22 protein-coding genes and 1 tRNA gene are annotated in these 15278 nt (G+C 66.8%); 15 read left to right on the plus strand and 8 right to left on the minus strand.

What is annotated here, in order from left to right; translation table 11 throughout:
* A partial coding sequence (locus ACRDPN_RS13820; protein ID WP_431449058.1) for an aminotransferase class III-fold pyridoxal phosphate-dependent enzyme occupies nt 1–729 on the minus strand: 729 nt, incomplete at its 3' end.
* A 113-nt stretch (nt 730–842) separates the two neighbouring features.
* Here ACRDPN_RS13820 and ACRDPN_RS13825 point away from each other — a divergent pair.
* From ACRDPN_RS13825 to ACRDPN_RS13835, 3 genes are read left to right on the plus strand one after another with little or no spacing between them, the layout of a single operon-like run.
* Complete coding sequence (locus ACRDPN_RS13825; RefSeq protein WP_431449060.1) at nt 843–1439, plus strand: TetR/AcrR family transcriptional regulator; 597 nt, start codon at nt 843–845, stop codon at nt 1437–1439.
* 10 nt (nt 1440–1449) lie between these two features.
* Nucleotides 1450–1656: a VOC family protein gene (locus ACRDPN_RS13830; protein WP_431449062.1), complete on the plus strand. Its 207-nt coding sequence runs from the start codon at nt 1450–1452 to the stop codon at nt 1654–1656.
* Nucleotides 1619–1888, plus strand: a complete 270-nt coding sequence (locus tag ACRDPN_RS13835) for a VOC family protein (protein ID WP_431449064.1) — start codon at nt 1619–1621, stop codon at nt 1886–1888. Before ACRDPN_RS13830 ends, ACRDPN_RS13835 begins: the two co-directional genes overlap by 38 nt.
* Nucleotides 1889–1892: 4 nt before the next feature.
* On the opposite strand, the gene ACRDPN_RS13840 is transcribed toward ACRDPN_RS13835, so the two are convergent.
* Nucleotides 1893–2717: a class I SAM-dependent methyltransferase gene (locus ACRDPN_RS13840; protein ID WP_431449066.1), complete on the minus strand. Its 825-nt coding sequence runs from the start codon at nt 2715–2717 to the stop codon at nt 1893–1895.
* Between the two features lie 96 nt (nt 2718–2813).
* Here ACRDPN_RS13840 and ACRDPN_RS13845 point away from each other — a divergent pair, with 96 nt between their 5' ends.
* A complete protein-coding gene (locus tag ACRDPN_RS13845) occupies nt 2814–3503 on the plus strand; it encodes a winged helix-turn-helix transcriptional regulator (RefSeq protein WP_431449068.1) in 690 nt (229 codons plus the stop codon).
* 252 nt (nt 3504–3755) lie between these two features.
* On the plus strand, nt 3756–4259 hold the full coding sequence (locus ACRDPN_RS13850) for a hypothetical protein (RefSeq protein WP_431449070.1): 504 nt from the start codon (nt 3756–3758) through the stop codon (nt 4257–4259).
* 39 nt (nt 4260–4298) lie between these two features.
* On the opposite strand, the gene ACRDPN_RS13855 is transcribed toward ACRDPN_RS13850, so the two are convergent.
* Entirely contained in the window at nt 4299–5477 is a 1179-nt protein-coding gene (locus ACRDPN_RS13855; protein ID WP_431449072.1) for a zinc-binding dehydrogenase, read from the minus strand.
* A gap of 49 nt (nt 5478–5526) precedes the next feature.
* Nucleotides 5527–6006 carry a MerR family transcriptional regulator gene (locus ACRDPN_RS13860; RefSeq protein WP_431449073.1) on the minus strand — a complete coding sequence of 160 codons (480 nt, stop codon included), beginning with the start codon at nt 6004–6006 and terminating at the stop codon, nt 5527–5529.
* 80 nt (nt 6007–6086) lie between these two features.
* Here ACRDPN_RS13860 and ACRDPN_RS13865 point away from each other — a divergent pair, with 80 nt between their 5' ends.
* On the plus strand, nt 6087–6473 hold the full coding sequence (locus tag ACRDPN_RS13865) for a cupin domain-containing protein (RefSeq protein ID WP_431449075.1): 387 nt from the start codon (nt 6087–6089) through the stop codon (nt 6471–6473).
* A gap of 24 nt (nt 6474–6497) precedes the next feature.
* Here ACRDPN_RS13865 and ACRDPN_RS13870 read toward each other — a convergent pair whose 3' ends face one another.
* The 3 genes from ACRDPN_RS13870 to ACRDPN_RS13880 are packed head-to-tail and all read right to left on the minus strand — an operon-like array spanning nt 6498 to nt 8634.
* Complete coding sequence (locus ACRDPN_RS13870) at nt 6498–7460, minus strand: DUF389 domain-containing protein (RefSeq protein ID WP_431449077.1); 963 nt, start codon at nt 7458–7460, stop codon at nt 6498–6500.
* A gap of 39 nt (nt 7461–7499) precedes the next feature.
* Nucleotides 7500–7985 (minus strand): SixA phosphatase family protein, encoded by a 486-nt coding sequence (locus ACRDPN_RS13875; protein ID WP_431449079.1) that lies wholly within the window; start codon nt 7983–7985, stop codon nt 7500–7502.
* The gene (locus ACRDPN_RS13880) at nt 7978–8634 is read right to left on the minus strand and encodes a TetR/AcrR family transcriptional regulator (protein WP_431449081.1); all 657 of its coding nucleotides are present in this window, start codon (nt 8632–8634) and stop codon (nt 7978–7980) included. The genes ACRDPN_RS13875 and ACRDPN_RS13880 overlap by 8 nt, the downstream gene beginning before the upstream one ends.
* A gap of 87 nt (nt 8635–8721) precedes the next feature.
* On the opposite strand from ACRDPN_RS13880, the gene ACRDPN_RS13885 reads away from it, so the two are divergent.
* The 9 genes from ACRDPN_RS13885 to ACRDPN_RS13925 all read left to right on the plus strand — a co-directional run bounded on the left by ACRDPN_RS13885 (nt 8722) and on the right by ACRDPN_RS13925 (nt 14823).
* Entirely contained in the window at nt 8722–9357 is a 636-nt protein-coding gene (locus ACRDPN_RS13885; protein WP_431449083.1) for a DUF4386 domain-containing protein, read from the plus strand.
* Between the two features lie 31 nt (nt 9358–9388).
* Nucleotides 9389–10381 carry an NAD(P)-dependent alcohol dehydrogenase gene (locus ACRDPN_RS13890; RefSeq protein WP_431449085.1) on the plus strand — a complete coding sequence of 331 codons (993 nt, stop codon included), beginning with the start codon at nt 9389–9391 and terminating at the stop codon, nt 10379–10381.
* 27 nt (nt 10382–10408) lie between these two features.
* On the plus strand, nt 10409–11899 hold the full coding sequence (locus ACRDPN_RS13895) for a CoA-acylating methylmalonate-semialdehyde dehydrogenase (RefSeq protein ID WP_431449087.1): 1491 nt from the start codon (nt 10409–10411) through the stop codon (nt 11897–11899).
* Nucleotides 11900–11962: 63 nt separating this feature from the next.
* Entirely contained in the window at nt 11963–12211 is a 249-nt protein-coding gene (locus ACRDPN_RS13900; protein WP_431449089.1) for a hypothetical protein, read from the plus strand.
* A gap of 4 nt (nt 12212–12215) precedes the next feature.
* On the plus strand, nt 12216–12422 hold the full coding sequence (locus ACRDPN_RS13905) for a (2Fe-2S)-binding protein (protein ID WP_431449091.1): 207 nt from the start codon (nt 12216–12218) through the stop codon (nt 12420–12422).
* Entirely contained in the window at nt 12409–12897 is a 489-nt protein-coding gene (bfr, locus tag ACRDPN_RS13910) for a bacterioferritin (RefSeq protein ID WP_431449093.1), read from the plus strand. The genes ACRDPN_RS13905 and bfr overlap by 14 nt, the downstream gene beginning before the upstream one ends.
* Before the next feature lie 78 nt (nt 12898–12975).
* Nucleotides 12976–13179, plus strand: a complete 204-nt coding sequence (locus ACRDPN_RS13915) for a dodecin family protein (protein ID WP_431449095.1) — start codon at nt 12976–12978, stop codon at nt 13177–13179.
* Between the two features lie 10 nt (nt 13180–13189).
* Nucleotides 13190–13984 (plus strand): alpha/beta fold hydrolase, encoded by a 795-nt coding sequence (locus ACRDPN_RS13920; protein WP_431449097.1) that lies wholly within the window; start codon nt 13190–13192, stop codon nt 13982–13984.
* A 197-nt stretch (nt 13985–14181) separates the two neighbouring features.
* Complete coding sequence (locus ACRDPN_RS13925) at nt 14182–14823, plus strand: GAP family protein (protein ID WP_431449099.1); 642 nt, start codon at nt 14182–14184, stop codon at nt 14821–14823.
* Nucleotides 14824–15155: 332 nt separating this feature from the next.
* Here ACRDPN_RS13925 and ACRDPN_RS13930 read toward each other — a convergent pair.
* A tRNA-Lys gene (locus ACRDPN_RS13930) sits at nt 15156–15228 on the minus strand.
* Between the last annotated feature and the right edge of the window lie 50 nt (nt 15229–15278).

The following is a 15278-nucleotide window of genomic DNA, read 5'->3' on the forward strand; positions in this document are numbered from 1 at the left end:
CGCGGGCAGGAAGCCCGGCGCCGGCTCGATGAACCCGCCCTCGCCGGCGATCGGCTCGATGACCAGCGCGGCGAGATTGTCTGCGCCGACCTGTCCCTCGATGCGGTCGATGGCGCGTTCGGCGGCGTCCGGTCCGTCGACCGCGGCACCGTCCCGGAACGGATAGGACAGCGGGGCGCGGTAGACCTCGGGGGCGAACGGGCCGAAACCGTGCTTGTACGGCATGTTCTTGGCCGTCATCGCCATCGTGAGGTTCGTGCGACCGTGGTACGCGTGGTCGAAAGCCACCACAGCCTGACGGCCGGTGTATGTACGCGCGACTTTGACCGCGTTCTCGACCGCCTCGGCTCCTGAGTTGAACAAGGCGGTGCGCTTCGGGTGGTCTCCGGGCGTCAGCCGGTTGAGGGCCTCGGCCACCGCGATGTAACCCTCGTACGGCGTCACCATGAAGCAGGTGTGCGTGAAGGACTCGACCTGGTCCCGCACCGCGGCCACGACACGTGGTGCGCTGTTGCCGACGGTCGTCACGGCGATGCCCGAGCCGAGGTCGATCAGGCTGTTGCCGTCGACGTCGACGACGATCCCGCCACCCGCGCGTGCGGCGAACACGGGCATCACGGTGCCGACGCCGGGAGCGACGGCGGTGGTCTTGCGCTGCATCAGCTCGACGGACCGCGGCCCCGGGATGGCGGTCAGGACCTCCCGACGCTGCGCGATCGGCTCGCTCATCGTGCCTCCTCCGGTGGACGGATACCTGTGTGTCAATTCAACGAAACCACGGAGCAGGTCCGCGCTGGGTAACTCTTGACATGACTTATACAGTGTGCAAACCTTTTTTAACTATGTCCAAGACGGCAGAAGTCGGATGGCGGGAGGCGCGCCGCGAGGCCGCTCGCGCCAAACTCCTCGCGACCGCGTGGGACATCGTGCGCGAGGACGGTCTGGCCGCGCTGACGTTGCGTCAGCTGGCAACGCGGGCCGGTGTCACGACGCCCACCGTGTACGCGTACTTCGACTCCAAGAACGCCATCTTCGACGCCATGTTCGGCGAGGCCGCCGAGACATTCGCGGCGACCCGTGCCGACCTGCCCGACAGCGGCTCCGCGTTCGACAACATGGTCGCCGACGCCCGTCGGTGGGTCGATTTCTGCACGTCCGACGTGCCGCGCTACCAGCTCCTGTTCCAGCGCCCGATCCCCGGCTTCGAGCCGTCCCCCGAGGCCTACGAGCCCGCCGTGCGGGCGCTCGACCGCACCCGCGAGTACCTCGCACGCAACGGCGTCACCGACGCCCGGCACTTCGACACGTGGACCGCCGTGATGACCGGTCTCGTCGACCAGCAGATCGCCAACGAGCCCGGCGGCGATCGCTGGACCCGTCTGATCGAGGACGTCGTCCGCATGCTCCTCGCCCATACCTCCGAGAAACCCCCCGAATGAGGAGACTCCGATGTCCGATGCACCACAGCTCCGGCTGCACCACCTGGCCCTGACCGTCGCCGACCTGGATGCCAGCATCCAGTGGTACGGCGCGGTTTTCGACGTTCATCCCGTGCTGGACGTACCTCATCAGGGCAGGCGGCGTCGGCCGCATCCTCACCGATGCGAACCAGTCGCTGATGTTCGCCCTGCACCGCCACGACGCCAACGAGGGTGAGCTCTTCGAGGAGACGCGGACCGGCCTCGACCACGCCGGCTTGCACGTCTCCACCCGCGAGGACCTCGAGGCCTGGCAGCAGCACCTCGAGGCCCACGGCGTCGTTCAAGCCGAGGCGGCCGACAAGCCGCTCACCCAGTCGCCGATCGCCGACGAGCCCTACGCCTCGGTGCTGGTGTTCCGGGACCCCGACAACATCCAGCTCGAGCTCTTCGCGCCGACGACCGGCTGACTGGTCAGCTCTTGGTCGCAGTGAAGAGCAGGTACTCCCACTTCATCGTGCCGTCGCTCTCGGTGAAGCGCTTGGCGAGGTCGTCGAGCGCGGCGTCGAGTGCGGCAACGCGTTCGGGATCCTCGGAGATGAACTTGTAAACAGCGATGGTCGGTCCGTAGTTCTTCTTGAAGTACTCGCGGAACTCCGAGGGTCCCGCGAAGTCGTCGACGACGACGCTCCGTCGCTCGGCGCGGACGTCGGTGACCCGGTCGCCGAGGAGCTTTCGCACGTGCGACTCATCGCCCCACAGCGGAGGCGGCTGGGCCCCGGGCGGAGGCGGTGGCGCGTACGGCTTCATGGCGGCGAACATCTGGCCGATGAAACCCTCGGGCGTCCAGGCGATGTTCCCGATGGTGCCGCCCGGTCGGACCACGCGCACCAGCTCGTCGGCGGCGGCCTGATGGTGCGGGGCGAACATCACGCCGACGGACGACATCACGATGTCGTACTCGCCGTCGAAGCACGGCATGTTCTCGGCGTCGGCCTCCACCCACTTGAGCGTCGCGCCGCGATCGGCGGCGATCTTCTTGCCGATCTCGAGCAGCTCGGGTGCCAGGTCGGTGGCCATGACGCTGGCGCCGGTCAGCGCCGCGGGGATCGCGGCGTTCCCGGTTCCCGCGGCGACGTCGAGGACGCGGACCCCCGGCCGGACGTCGCATGCCTCCACGAGCGTGGTTCCCAGCTCGGGGATGATCTCGGCGGCGACTGCGGCGTAGTTGCCGAGCTCCCACATCGCCCGATGCTTCGCCTTCAGGGCGGCATCCTCGTCGATGATCTGTTCTGTCATGTCATTGCTCCCTTGGTGTCTCCCCCTGGAACGACGGTATGAGTCGCGTCAGGCGATATCCAGTACGAGATCTGTACCGCGGCGTACGCTGGCACGATGGGCTCGCCGTACCACCAGTTCTGTCCGGTCTCGAAGGCCATGGAGCTGCTCGACGAGCGGTGGACGATGCTCGTGGTCCGCGAGCTCGTCATCGGCTCGCAGCGGTTCAACGACCTGCGCCGGGGGCTCCCACGGATGTCTCCCACGCTGTTGTCGCGGCGTCTGCAGCAGCTCGAGCGCGCCGGCGTCGTCGAACGTCGCGTCGACGGCAAGGACGTCCGCTACGTCCTCACCGAGGCCGGGCACGAGCTCCGGCCGGTGGTCGAGGCGGTCGGACAGTGGGGCACGCGCTGGATCGGCGAGCTCGGCGACATCGACCTCGACCCGAAGCTGCTGATGTGGGACATGCATCGCAATGTCGACGTCGGGGCGCTCCCGCCCGGCCGCACGGTCGTGCAGCTCCGTTTCCCGGACGCCCCGCATGGTCAGCGCAACTGGTGGCTCGTCCTCGGCGGAGAGGAGGCCGAGGTGTGTGACGTCGATCCGGGGTTCGACGTCGCGGTCCGGGTCACGTCGAGCCTTCGTGCCCTGACCGCGGTGTGGCGGGGAGACCTCGACTGGTCGGACGCCGTTCGGTCCGGTTCCCTCGAGGTTCAGGGCCCCGAGTCGCTGCGGCGGGCCTTCCCGGGCTGGTTCACCCTGTCGAGCTTCGCCGGCGTCCCCCGCCCCGAGCCGCGTCTCGCCTAGGGCAAGACGGAGACGGGCCCTTGAACCTTCTGGTCGATACGGTGGAGTCGGCGGTCATCGCCTTGCACGTCCTCGGTGGGTCGGGAGTGGGAAGCACAGGTCCGTGGCTGCCCAGCAAATCGAGGGGGAACATTGCCGAATCAACAGGTCACGGACTCTTGGCTCGACCGGTTTCTGCTCTCGTCTGATGTTCCGACGTGCTCGTTGGCTCCGTTCTCACAGGCGGTGACAGCCGCCGACATGCTGGCCAGGGTGGCCGAGAACCGATCTGGGCTGCCACTCGAGCGATTCAATCGCGTTGGCTCGGTGCGCTACGAGGCGATCATTCTGGGCAAGCTTGCCCGCGAGCTCGACGCCGACTGTCAGGAGATGCTCGGATCCGCGTCGAAGGCTGATGCGTTGGCGGGCCATGACCTTCTCGACGGCTACGAGCCCGCCCGGACGGTGATGATCTCGCTGTCCGGCGCGGTCGAGGCGTCGGCTGCCCTGCTGGAGGTGGCTCAGGCCCTGCTCAAGGTCGCCGAGGACCTGCACGTCCTCACCGCGCCACGAGGCCAGATCGAGCTTGTCGCTGCCGTCGAGGCTGTGCGTACTGCGGTCAACACGACCGCTGTCATCGTGGCGATGAACTTGTCCCGGATCACCGACACGGTGACCTACGACCGGGTCGTGGCCTCCCTCGCCTCGGTCGACGGGTTGCTGGCGATGGCGGACCGGATCACGCTGTGGATCAAGTCTTCCGCCCGGACTGGGTGACCTCTGTGCGATGCCAGCCAGGTGCGGTACGAGAAGGCGCTAGCTGGCCCGACGAACCGGTTCGGACGCGTCGCTCTGCGGGTCGACGAGGATCTTGGCATGGACCTCGGGGTCGCCGAGGGTGGTGAAGGCGTTGTCGACGCCCGGCAGTCCGACGGAGCCGGTGACGATGGGTGCCGCGATCACCTTGCCGCTCGCGAGCAGGCGCAGAGTCTCGTGGAACTCCGGCGGCGTGTAGCCAAGGACGAACCGCAGGTCGATCTCCTTGTTGATCGCCACGGCCGGACGGAGCTGGTCCGGCTGCATGCAGACGCCGACCACGACGACGCGGGAGAACAGCGGAGCACTGGTGATGATCTGCTCGAGGATGCCGGGAACCCCGACGCACTCGAAGATCACCGGCCGCTTGGGGTTGGCGGCGCCGACCTTCTCCGCGGCGCGCCACACGTGCTGCCACGGAACGAGGGGGAGGCCGCGCAGCCTGTCCATCGCTCCGATGGCCAGGCCGAACGCTGCAGGCGCGGTCGTGAGGTGGCCGTGGTCGCCGCCGGCCGCGTACGGCGCCTCCTGCTCCGGATCGACGACGACGTTGGCCCCGCATCGGCGGGCCAGGTCACGGCGACCGGGCGAGAAGTCGCTCGCGACGACGGTTTTCACACCGCTGGCTTTGAGCATCGAGATGACGGCCAGGCCGACCGGACCACAGCCGATGACGACGGCGACGTCACCCTTCTTGACCTCGCCGCGCCGGACGGCATGCAGGCCGACGGCCATCGGCTCGGTGAGCGTTGCGAGCTCGGTGGGCATGTCGTCCGGCACCGTCATCGCGAGCGATTCCTCGACCACCATCTGCTCGGCGTATGCGCCCGGAGCCTGCACGGAGAAGCCCACCGTGTGCACGTCGTTCCCTCGCCTGAGCAGCGGCAGTGCGACCACGCGGTCGCCGACCTTCACCTGCTTGCGGCTCCCGGGCCCGTGGCCGACGACCTCGCCGACGAACTCGTGTCCCATCACGACCGAGTGGCTCGACCGCATGAACTCGGGATAGCCCAGCTCGTCGACGATGTCGGCCACGTCGTCGCAGTGCAGGCGCGCGTGCAGGTCGGACCCGCAGATTCCCGCACGTTGCACATTGATGAGCAGCTGGCCCTTCCCCGGCTCGGGGTCGGGCACCTCGGCGACGCTGAGCTTCGCGTCCTGACAGACGACAGCCTTCACGGTGGACCTCCTGAACGATGGGTGGTCACGCTATCCGGCACGGACGGGCTCAGTCGACGGGCGCGACCCGACGACAGTCCCGGCCGTGGACGTCGACGATCCGCAACGCGAGGTCGGTGTCCTTCGACTGCTCTTCGCTCGGTGCCGGGAAGAGGGCGCACTCCGCGGGAGTCGCGCAGCCGCACTCCTGCGCCACCTCGAGCCACCCCTTCATCGCCCGGGTCCGGTCGAGCAGTGCCTCGATCTCGTCCAGCTTCTCGCTCGAGAGGGACCGCATCGAGTCACCGAGGCCCTGGGCGCCGTCGACGCCTCGGACAAGCTCCTTGATCTCGCGCAACGTGAAGCCGGCGCTCTGGGCGACGCCGATGAACCCCAGCTTGCCGAGGACGTGTGCGTCGTACCTGCGTTGTCCGGAGCGACGTTCGGGCGCTGGGAGGACGCCGATCCGTTCGTAGTAGCGGATCGATGACGTCGCCACGCCGGCGCGTCGCGCAACCTCCCCGATGGTCAGTTCGCGCAATCCATCCATGTCGTACGAATCCCTTGACTTGAACCGCTGTTCAAGTGCAATCGTAGCCCTCATCGGGGATGTCGAGTACAGGAGGAATCATGCCCAAGGCATCGAAGGCATCAGCGTCCGACCACGAGGAGCTGGAGGGCTACGAGGGCCACTTCGAGCACTTCGATGGCGGCTGGACCGTGGGTTTCGAGAGGTACACCGCGGACGCCGACCTGTCCGCCCTGTTCAAGGGTCTGCCCGACGACCAGTGCCAGTGCATCCACATGGGTTACGTCGTCAAGGGCAAGGTCGCGTTCCGTTCCGGCGACACCGAGGAGATCTTCGAGGGCGGCGACGCGTACTACGTCGGTACGGGACACACCCCGACGATCTACGCGGGCACCGAGGTGATCGAGTTCAGCCCGACCGACGACCTCGGACGGACCATGGAGGTCATCACCAGGAACATGGAGGAACTGGAGTCGACGTCGTCCTGACGGACTCTCCCGGCCGCCGGACGGTCACTCCTTCCGGCGGAGACGTTGCACGAGTTGTGCCCGCCGTTCGGACAGCCGGGACCACACCTTCTGCTGGAACGCCAAGGTGGCCCAGCCGGCGAGCGTCATGCCGAGGATGTTCAGCACCAGTTGGAGGGTGCTGTCCCAGACCGCTGAGCCGACGCTGAAGGCGAGGCCGAGCGCCACGTTTCCGGCGGCCGGGATCGTCGTCACGGAGATGAACACGCCGGAGAGTCCGCCGATCTTGGCGGAGGTGAGTGACAAGACTCCGGCGGCGGCGGCGATGACGGCCACGATGAACGACCACTTGTCGGGGGAGTAGATGAAATCGGTCTGGGGTCGTCGCCCGATGACGTCCTCGGTGGTCACCCACCCGAGCGCTCGACCTGCGAGCGCGGCCAAGGTCGTGATCGCGATGGCCACCAGGAAGCCCACGAGGAGCGTCCGGCTCGCGAGCGCCAGCAGTGCGTACCGCTGCCTCACCATGGCGAGTCCGAGGGCGGCGATCGGTACGAACTCAGGGCCCAGCACCATCGCCCCGATGACCAGGATCTGGGAGTCGAGGACGATCGCAATGCCGGCGATGAGGGTGGCGAGCGTCATGAACGACAGATACGTCCAGTTGAGCTCGGACTCCTCGTACGCACGGTGTGTGACGTCGGCCCACACGACGGCGTCGGCGCTGCTTCCCGGTGTGCGCTTCTCGGCCTCGTAGCCGCTTCGGGACAGCCAGGTCCGCACCGGGTCGATGCTCGCGGAACCCTCGTCCTGCAGCCCCATGTCGCGGAGCTGATCGATGATTTCGTTGGCACCTTCCCTCGCCACATCGGCGAGGACGAGGTCACCCTCGGGCTTGACGGACGCACCGCGTATGACGGCCACGCTGCTCACGGCGGGGTCCGGCGTGAGCATGGCCGCGACCTCGTCGGTCAGGTCCGAGGGAACACTGATGCGCAGATGCAGCATGCGCTCAGTGTGGCGTACAGCGATGTCCTGTCCGGCTGATCAACTGGTCGGTGGTCGGCCGGCCGATCTCAGGACTTCCGAGCCGTGACCGACGGACGTCCAGGCGCCGGTCGCGGTGATCACCGCGATGGCCGACGTCGGCATCGGGATCGACTCACCTGTGAGTCGCGAGACCAGCTCCTCGATTGCGGGGTTGTGTCCGACCAGGACGACGGTGCCCAGGTCGTCCGGCACATCGCGTACCACGGCAAGCAGCTCGTTGTCGGACGCGGCATACACGCGTTCGTCGATCCTTACCGGCGGAGGCGTGTCGAGCTCTGCGGCGACGAGGTTCCAGGATTCTTTCGCACGAGCTGCCGGCGACACGATCGCCAGGTCGAGGAGACCGATGTTCGCATTCAGCCATCGTCCCGCTTCAGGCGCCTGACGTCGGCCGCGATCGGCCAGCGGCCGCGCCAGGTCGGCCTCCTCGCCGGACCAGTCCGACTTCGCGTGCCGCAGCAGCACCAAGGTGTGTTCAGGCATGGCTTGCTCCTTTCGTTCGCACGAGGCCGTCGAGGACCAGGTCCAGTCCGAACTCGAACTCGGCTCCGAAGTCGTAGCCGGGCTGGAGGACGTGCTCGACAGCGAACTCCACCAGGTGCGGGTAGTCGTCTGCCGGGAACTGCTGCACCATCTGCTCGGCCAGGTCGGAACCGGTCTCCGGGCCATTGATGGGCAGAGAGGCCTCGGACAGGGCGAACCCGTACACATAGCTGTCGATCAGGGCATAGGCATGTGCCGTCATCGCGATCGAGAAGCCGGCGGCGCGCAGGGTGCCGATGACCGAGTCGTGGTGCCTCAGGGTCGCCGGGCCGGGACTGGTTCGCGTCTCGAGGAGCCCGATCGCCCATGGATGCCGCCTCAGCGCCGCGCGGGCCGAGCTGGAGCGTCGGTGCAGCTCGACCCGCCACTCCTTCCCGATCTCGGGCAGCTCGATCTCGCTGAAGACGATGTCGACGATGCCGTCGAGGATCTCGTCCTTGTTGGCGACGTGGTGGTAGACCGACATCGGCTTGACGCCGAGCTCCGAGGCGAGCGAGCGGATGGTCAGCGACCCGATTCCGCCTGAGTCGGCGACCGCGACGGCCCCGCGCAGCACCCGTTCTCGGGTGAGGTGGGGGCGTCCAGGCATGTCCAGCTCCGCATGGTTCGTTCGGGCCATTGGCGTTTCGTACTTTGTACGATACCGTAACCGTACTAAGTACTGGAAGGGATGATCATGTCGAACCAAACCACGGAGGCCACGTCCCCGGCGACGTCGGCCGCGAACCCACCGATCCGGGACGCCAGCATCGTCGCCGGAACCGGGATCGTGCTCATGGCCGCGCTTGGAGTCTTCGGAAACCTGGTCGTCATCGAGGCGGACGTGCTGGCGCAGGAAGGTCTCTTCCGCGTCGCCGTCGTCGCCTTGTACCTCGTGGTCGTTCTCGACGTCGTGGTCGCGTGGGCACTGCTCCACGTATTCAGCCCGGTGAACCAACAAGTCTCGCACCTGGCGGCCTGGTTCAGGCTCGCGTACGCGGCGGTGTTCGCGGTGGCGATCAGCCAGCTCGTGAGTGTCCCGAAGCGCGACGTCTTCGAAGACATCTGGTCAGCCGGGCTCATTCTCTTCGGCGCCCATCTCGTCCTCATCGGCTGGTTGGCGTACCGATCGGGCTACGTGCCGCGGTGGTTGGGCATCCTGCTCGTCGTCGCCGGGGCCGGTTACGCGTTCGACAGCTTCGCCGGGGTGCTCACCCCTGACTTTCCGATCACGGTTTCGACCGTCACCTTCCTCGGTGAGTTCCTGCTGGCCGTCTGGCTGCTGATCAGAGGTCGGCACACGGTCGTGGCGAGGAACGATGATGGGATCTGAGCGTCAACGGACCGACCGGGAGGAGATTGGCATGACGACAACGAACACCACCATGCAGGCCATCGTGCAGGACGCCTACGGCTCCATCGAGGTATTCGGACTCGCCCGGATCGACCGACCCGAGATCGCCGACGACGAGGTGTTGGTGCGCGTGCACGCGGCCGGACTCGACCGGGGAACGTGGCACATGATGACCGGCCTTCCGTACCTGCTCCGTGTCATCGGATTCGGCTTTCGCAAGCCGAAGAACCGGGTGCCCGGCATCGACGTCGCCGGCACGGTCGTAGCGGTCGGTTCAGGCGTCATCAAGTTCTCCGCGGGCGACGAGGTGTACGGGATGAGCCGGGGCTCGTTCGCCGAGTACGCAGCGGCGCGAGAGGACAAGCTCGCCCACAAGCCGGCGAACCTCTCCTTCGAGCAGGCCGCGGTGGTCCCGATCTCTGCCGGCACCGCTCTGCAAGCCTTGACTGACGTCGGCCGGATGGAGCCCGGACAGAAGGTGTTGATCCTCGGCGCGTCCGGTGGCGTCGGCACGTTTGCCGTGCAGCTCGCCAAGGCCCTCGGCGCTGAGGTGACCGGCGTGTGCAGCACCGCGAAGCTCGACCTGGTGCGGTCCCTCGGCGCCGACCACGTCACCGACTACACGCAGGACGACTTCGCTGAAGGTGGGAACCAGTACGACCTGATCCTCGACATCGGCGGGAACCCTCGTACCTCGCGGCTCCGCAGGGCGCTCACTCCCACCGGAACCGCCGTCATCGTCGGCGGCGAGGAGGGCGGCCGGTGGACGGGAGGCTTCGGTCGAAGTCTGCGTGCCCCGATGCTGTCGATGTTCGTCCGGCAGCGACTCGCGATGCTCGCCTCCAAGGAACGCGCCAGCGATCTCGAGCGTCTCGCTCCCCTGATCGAGGCGGGCTCGGTGACGCCGAGCATCGACAGCGCCTACTCGCTCGAACAGGTGCCGGAGGCCATGCGACTCCTCGATGCCGGGAAGGTGCGCGGCAAGGTCGCCATCACCCCCTGAGAACCTTCGCGGACGTATTGTCGGCACATGGGACAGCACATTTCTCACTGGATCGACGGGCGGATTCGTCCTGGAACTTCGGGCCGAACCGCGCCGGTCTTCAACCCCGCCCTGGGTGAGGTCGCCGCCGAGGTCGACCTGGCGAGCACGGCCGAGGTCGACAAGGCCGTGCTCGCGGCGAAGCAAGCCGCCGCGGAGTGGCGTACGTCGTCGTTGTCGCGCCGCGCGTCGATCCTGTTCGCCATGCGCCAGCAGCTCCACGAGCGGGCCGACGAGCTCGCGTCGGTGATCACCGCCGAGCACGGCAAGGTGCACGCCGATGCCCTCGGCGAGATCGCGCGCGGGCTCGAGAACGTCGAGTTCGCCGCCGGCGTCCCGCAGCTGCTCAAGGGCGGCTTCTCCGAGCAGGCCGCCACCGATGTCGACGTCTACAGCATCCGCCAGCCTCTCGGCGTCGTCGCCGGCATCACGCCGTTCAACTTCCCCGCCATGGTGCCGCTGTGGATGTGCGCGAACGCGATCGCCTGCGGCAACGCCTTCATCCTCAAGCCGAGCGAGAAGGACCCGTCCGCGTCCCTACTCCTGGCCGACATGTGGCAACGGGCCGGCCTGCCGGACGGTGTCTTCACCGTGCTCCACGGCGACCGCGAGGCCGTCGACGCCCTGCTCGAGCATCCCGACGTCGCCGCGATCAGCTTCGTCGGGTCGACACCGGTGGCTCGGCACATCTACGAGACCGGAACGGCACGGGGTAAGCGGGTCCAGGCGCTGGGCGGCGCGAAGAACCATGCCCTGGTGCTACCGGACGCCGACGTCGACCTGGCCGCCGACGCGATCGTGTCCGCCGCCTACGGCTCGGCGGGCGAACGGTGCATGGCGGTGTCCGTCACCGTTGCCGTCGGGGACGTCGCCGATCGGCTCGTCGAGGCGCTCGCGATCCGGCTGCCCAAGCTCGTCATCGGCGATGGTGCGACGGCCGGCACGGACATGGGACCGCTGATCACCGCCGAGCACCGCGACCGCGTGGCGGGATATGTCGACGAGGGCGAGCGCTCGGGCGCAAGGGTCGTCGTCGACGGCCGAGAGTCGACGCTCCCGGAGAGCGGCTTCTTCCTCGGCGCAACGCTGCTCGACCACGTGACACCCGACATGAGTGTCTACCGGGACGAGATCTTCGGACCTGTGCTCGACGTGGTCCGGGTCGACACGTTCGAGGAAGGACTGGCGCTGATCAACAACAACCCCTACGCCAACGGCACCGCCATCTTCACCCGCGACGGAGGGGCGGCTCGGAAGTTCCAGTTCGAGGTTCAGGTCGGCATGGTCGGCATCAACGTGCCGATTCCCGTGCCCGTGGCCTACTACTCGTTCGGGGGCTGGAAGGCGTCGCTCTTCGGCGACGCCCACATGTACGGCCCCGAAGGAATCGCGTTCTACACCAAAGGGAAAGTCGTCACCTCACGCTGGCCCGACCCGTCCTCGTCCGAGGTCGACCTCGGCTTCCCGACCACCCGCTGAACCGGCCATTCTTCGTGATGTGGAGGCACTCATTTCTCCACGCTCGCGCCGTATGGTGGCGTCATGGGGAGCGACCCGCTGGTTGTGCATTTTCCTGCCCGTTACTGGTCTCTGCGCATCGGAGAGTCATTCGTGCGTGACGTCGGATGGAGCTACCCGGATCCGATCCGATGTGGGCCGCGTCAGTCGCTCACCGTCGACGACCATGTCGACGCGTTCATTGAAGAAGCAGAACAGATTCCGAATCTTGGGGTTCTCGGGGTGATCGCCGGCACCCTGATTCCGATTTGCGCACAGGTCAGGCTAACCTAAGTCCATGATTGTCTGTCACTGCGGCGTGGTGTCGTCCCGCGACATCGCCGAGGCGCTGGGCGCTGGCGCCGCCAGCGTGTCCGAGGTGTGCCGACGGACGGGCGCCGCGCAGAACTGCGGCACTTGTGTCTTCTCGGTTCGACAGGTCGTGTGCCAGCATGAGGCAACGCAGCCCATTGCCGACGAGGAGCCCCTCAGTGCAGCCAGTTGACTCGCGCGTCGTCGAGTTGCTCAACGACGCCCTCACCTTTGAGCTCACGGTCACCAACACGTACTTCCTGCATGCGCGCATGCTCGACAGCTGGGGGCTGCCGAAGCTCGGATCGGTGTTCTACGATCTGTCGATCGACGAGATGAAGGACGCCGACGACCTGATCAACCGCATCCTGCTGTTCGACGGCCACCCCAACGTGCAACGGCTCGGCTCCATCCAGATCGGTGAGGACGCCGAGGAGATGCTGAGTCTCGCATTCGCGAGCGAGAAGGCGGCGGTCGCACTGTTCAACGCCGGCGCGAAGGAGTGCCACGACCTCGGCGACCACGGCACTGCCGCGGTCTTCGAGGAGATGGTGCGCGACGAGGAGAAGCACGCCGACTGGTTCGAGAGCCAGCTCGACGCCATCGCACGGGTCGGTGTCCAGCAGTACCTGGCGCAGCAGGTTGACGCAGGATCCGGTCCCGGCTAGGCCGATCGGGGCCCCTGTCCGTCAGCCGCGGTTGGTGCCATGGTGAGGGAAACGTCGGATCTCTCATCGGAGCACACCATGGGTTCAGTGGCACGCATCACCAACATCAGCGCACGGTCGGACACGAGCTTCAACGACGCCGTCGTCGTCGGGATCGAACGCGCCAACCAGACGCTGCGCAACGTCCAGGGCGCTTGGGTCAAGGACCAGAAGGTCGAGGTCGTCGACGGCAAGATAGCCGTGTTCCAGGTCGCACTGGAGGTCACGTTCATCCTCGAGTGAGGAGGGGCGCATGGAGGCGGTGACGGAAGGCCAGTTGTCCACGGGCCTGCCTTACCTGAAGCTGGGTCAGGGCCCGCCGCTCGTCGTGGCGTCGGGCTTGACCTCCGAGCACGCGAACCCGACCGGCGTGTGGCGGCGGATGTCCCTCTCCTGGGTGGCTCCGTTCGCCGAGCACTTCACGGTCTACCTGGTGAACCGCCGGGCCAGGATGGCGGCTGGTACGTCGATCGCTGACGTCGCGGCCGACTACGCCGGCGCGATCGAGCGGGACATCGGTGGGCCCGTCCTGCTGCACGGCACCTCGCTCGGGGGTGCCGTCGCGCTCCAGCTCGCGATCGACCGTCCAGAGCTGGTGCAGCGGCTGGTGGTGTCGGCATCCGCGTGTCGGCTCTCGCCCCACGGACTACAGGTGGAGGCCGAGGTGCTGCGCCTGATCCGGGAAGGTGACGGACGGCGCGCGTCGGCGCTCCTGATGGAGCCGGGGGTGCCGGGTCATCTGGCCTTTGCCGCCCGCGGCATGGGCTGGCTCACCGGGGGAGGGCTTGCGGCAGACGACAAGTCCGACATGGTGCTCATGATCGCGGCAGAAGAGTCGTTCGACGCCGAGCCCGAGCTCGCCCGCATCCAGGCACGCACCCTGGTGCTGGGAGGAACGGACGACCGGTTCTACTCCGAGGACCTCTTCCGGCGAACCGCGGCCGGGATCCCCGACGGGCAAGCAGTCATCCTGCCCGGCAAGTCCCACCTCCACGTTGCCGGTTCCAAGGTGACGGCCAGCATCGCCCTGGGCTTTCTGCTGGGTTGAACCCCGACTGATGTGCATGTGCTCTGCGTGCCGCCGGGCTGGGTGTCAGGAGATGAGCAAGTCGCGAGAAATGCCGATCCACAGGTCTTGACTATTGCTCGCTGATTCGGGGGATCGGGTCGGTGGGTCGGCGTGAGTGGGGTCCGGCCACTGATTGTCGCCCCTGATCGCGCCCATTCCGGTTTACCGTCTACCTCATGGGTGGTTTCCTGACAGTCCTACCGCTGGCGTTCGTGATGATCGCCGGTCCGCAGATAATCTCTGCTGTCTTCCTTGCCACAAGCGTTGAGTGGGCACGCAACTCACTTGCCTACATCGTCGGCGCGGCAATCTCGATCACCCTCATGGTCACGATCGCGTACCTCGTGGTCAGCGGGTTGAAGAGTTCGGCGGACTCATCCAGCAGTGGCAGAGAGGGACAGGCGCTGGACGTCGTGCTCCTCGCGTTGCTTCTGTTCCTGGCTGTCAACGTCTACCGCAAGCGCAACCAGGCGGAGCCGCCGAAGTGGATGGGCAAGCTTCAGGACGCCAAACCCAAGTTCTCGTTCAAGCTCGGCTTCCTCTTGCTCGGCGTGTTTCCGACTGACATCGTCACGTCGGCCACCGTCGGCACAAAGGTCGCGCGCGATGGCGAGCCCTTGTGGCACACGCTGGGCTTCGTCGCACTGACCCTGCTCCTGCTCGCGATACCGGCGCTTCTGGTGGTCGTGACGGGCAAGCGTGCGCAAGCGCTTCTCCCAAGAGTCCGCGATTGGATGAACACGAACTCATGGATCGTCAGCGAGATCGTGATTGCGCTCTTCATCGGCATTGAGATCAGCAGCCTCGCAGGCGCCTAACGGGGCCGGTGAGCCTGGCGGCCACCGACAGAGCATGTGCGCGGGAGCGATCCCTGCGGTCCGCTACCCAGGTTCTCCAGAAACCGGCCTCGTACGGCCAGCGATGCACCGTCCTGCGGCCAACCCGAACAGGGCCGCCACATCCAAACCGTCTCGACATCCTGATCACTGCCAGCACGGCCTGATTACGCTGCTCAACCACACTCAACTCCCGCATGAACGAGAGTGTCCGGAAATCAACCGAAGTAGGTGTCAACCATCAGCCGAAACACTGTCCGGCCTCAACCGAAGACGAAACGTCGCCAATCAGCCGAAGTAATACATGGTGAGAGTGGGCCCCGTGGGACTCGAACCCACAACCCGCGGATTAAAAGTCCGCTGCTCTGCCAATTGAGCTAGAGGCCCGCACGGCGTCCAGTGTGCCAGTCGTCTTCCCCGAATCCTGTCGCACCCAT

This window comes from Aeromicrobium sp. (assembly GCF_050700635.1).
Classification (GTDB): domain Bacteria; phylum Actinomycetota; class Actinomycetes; order Propionibacteriales; family Nocardioidaceae; genus Aeromicrobium.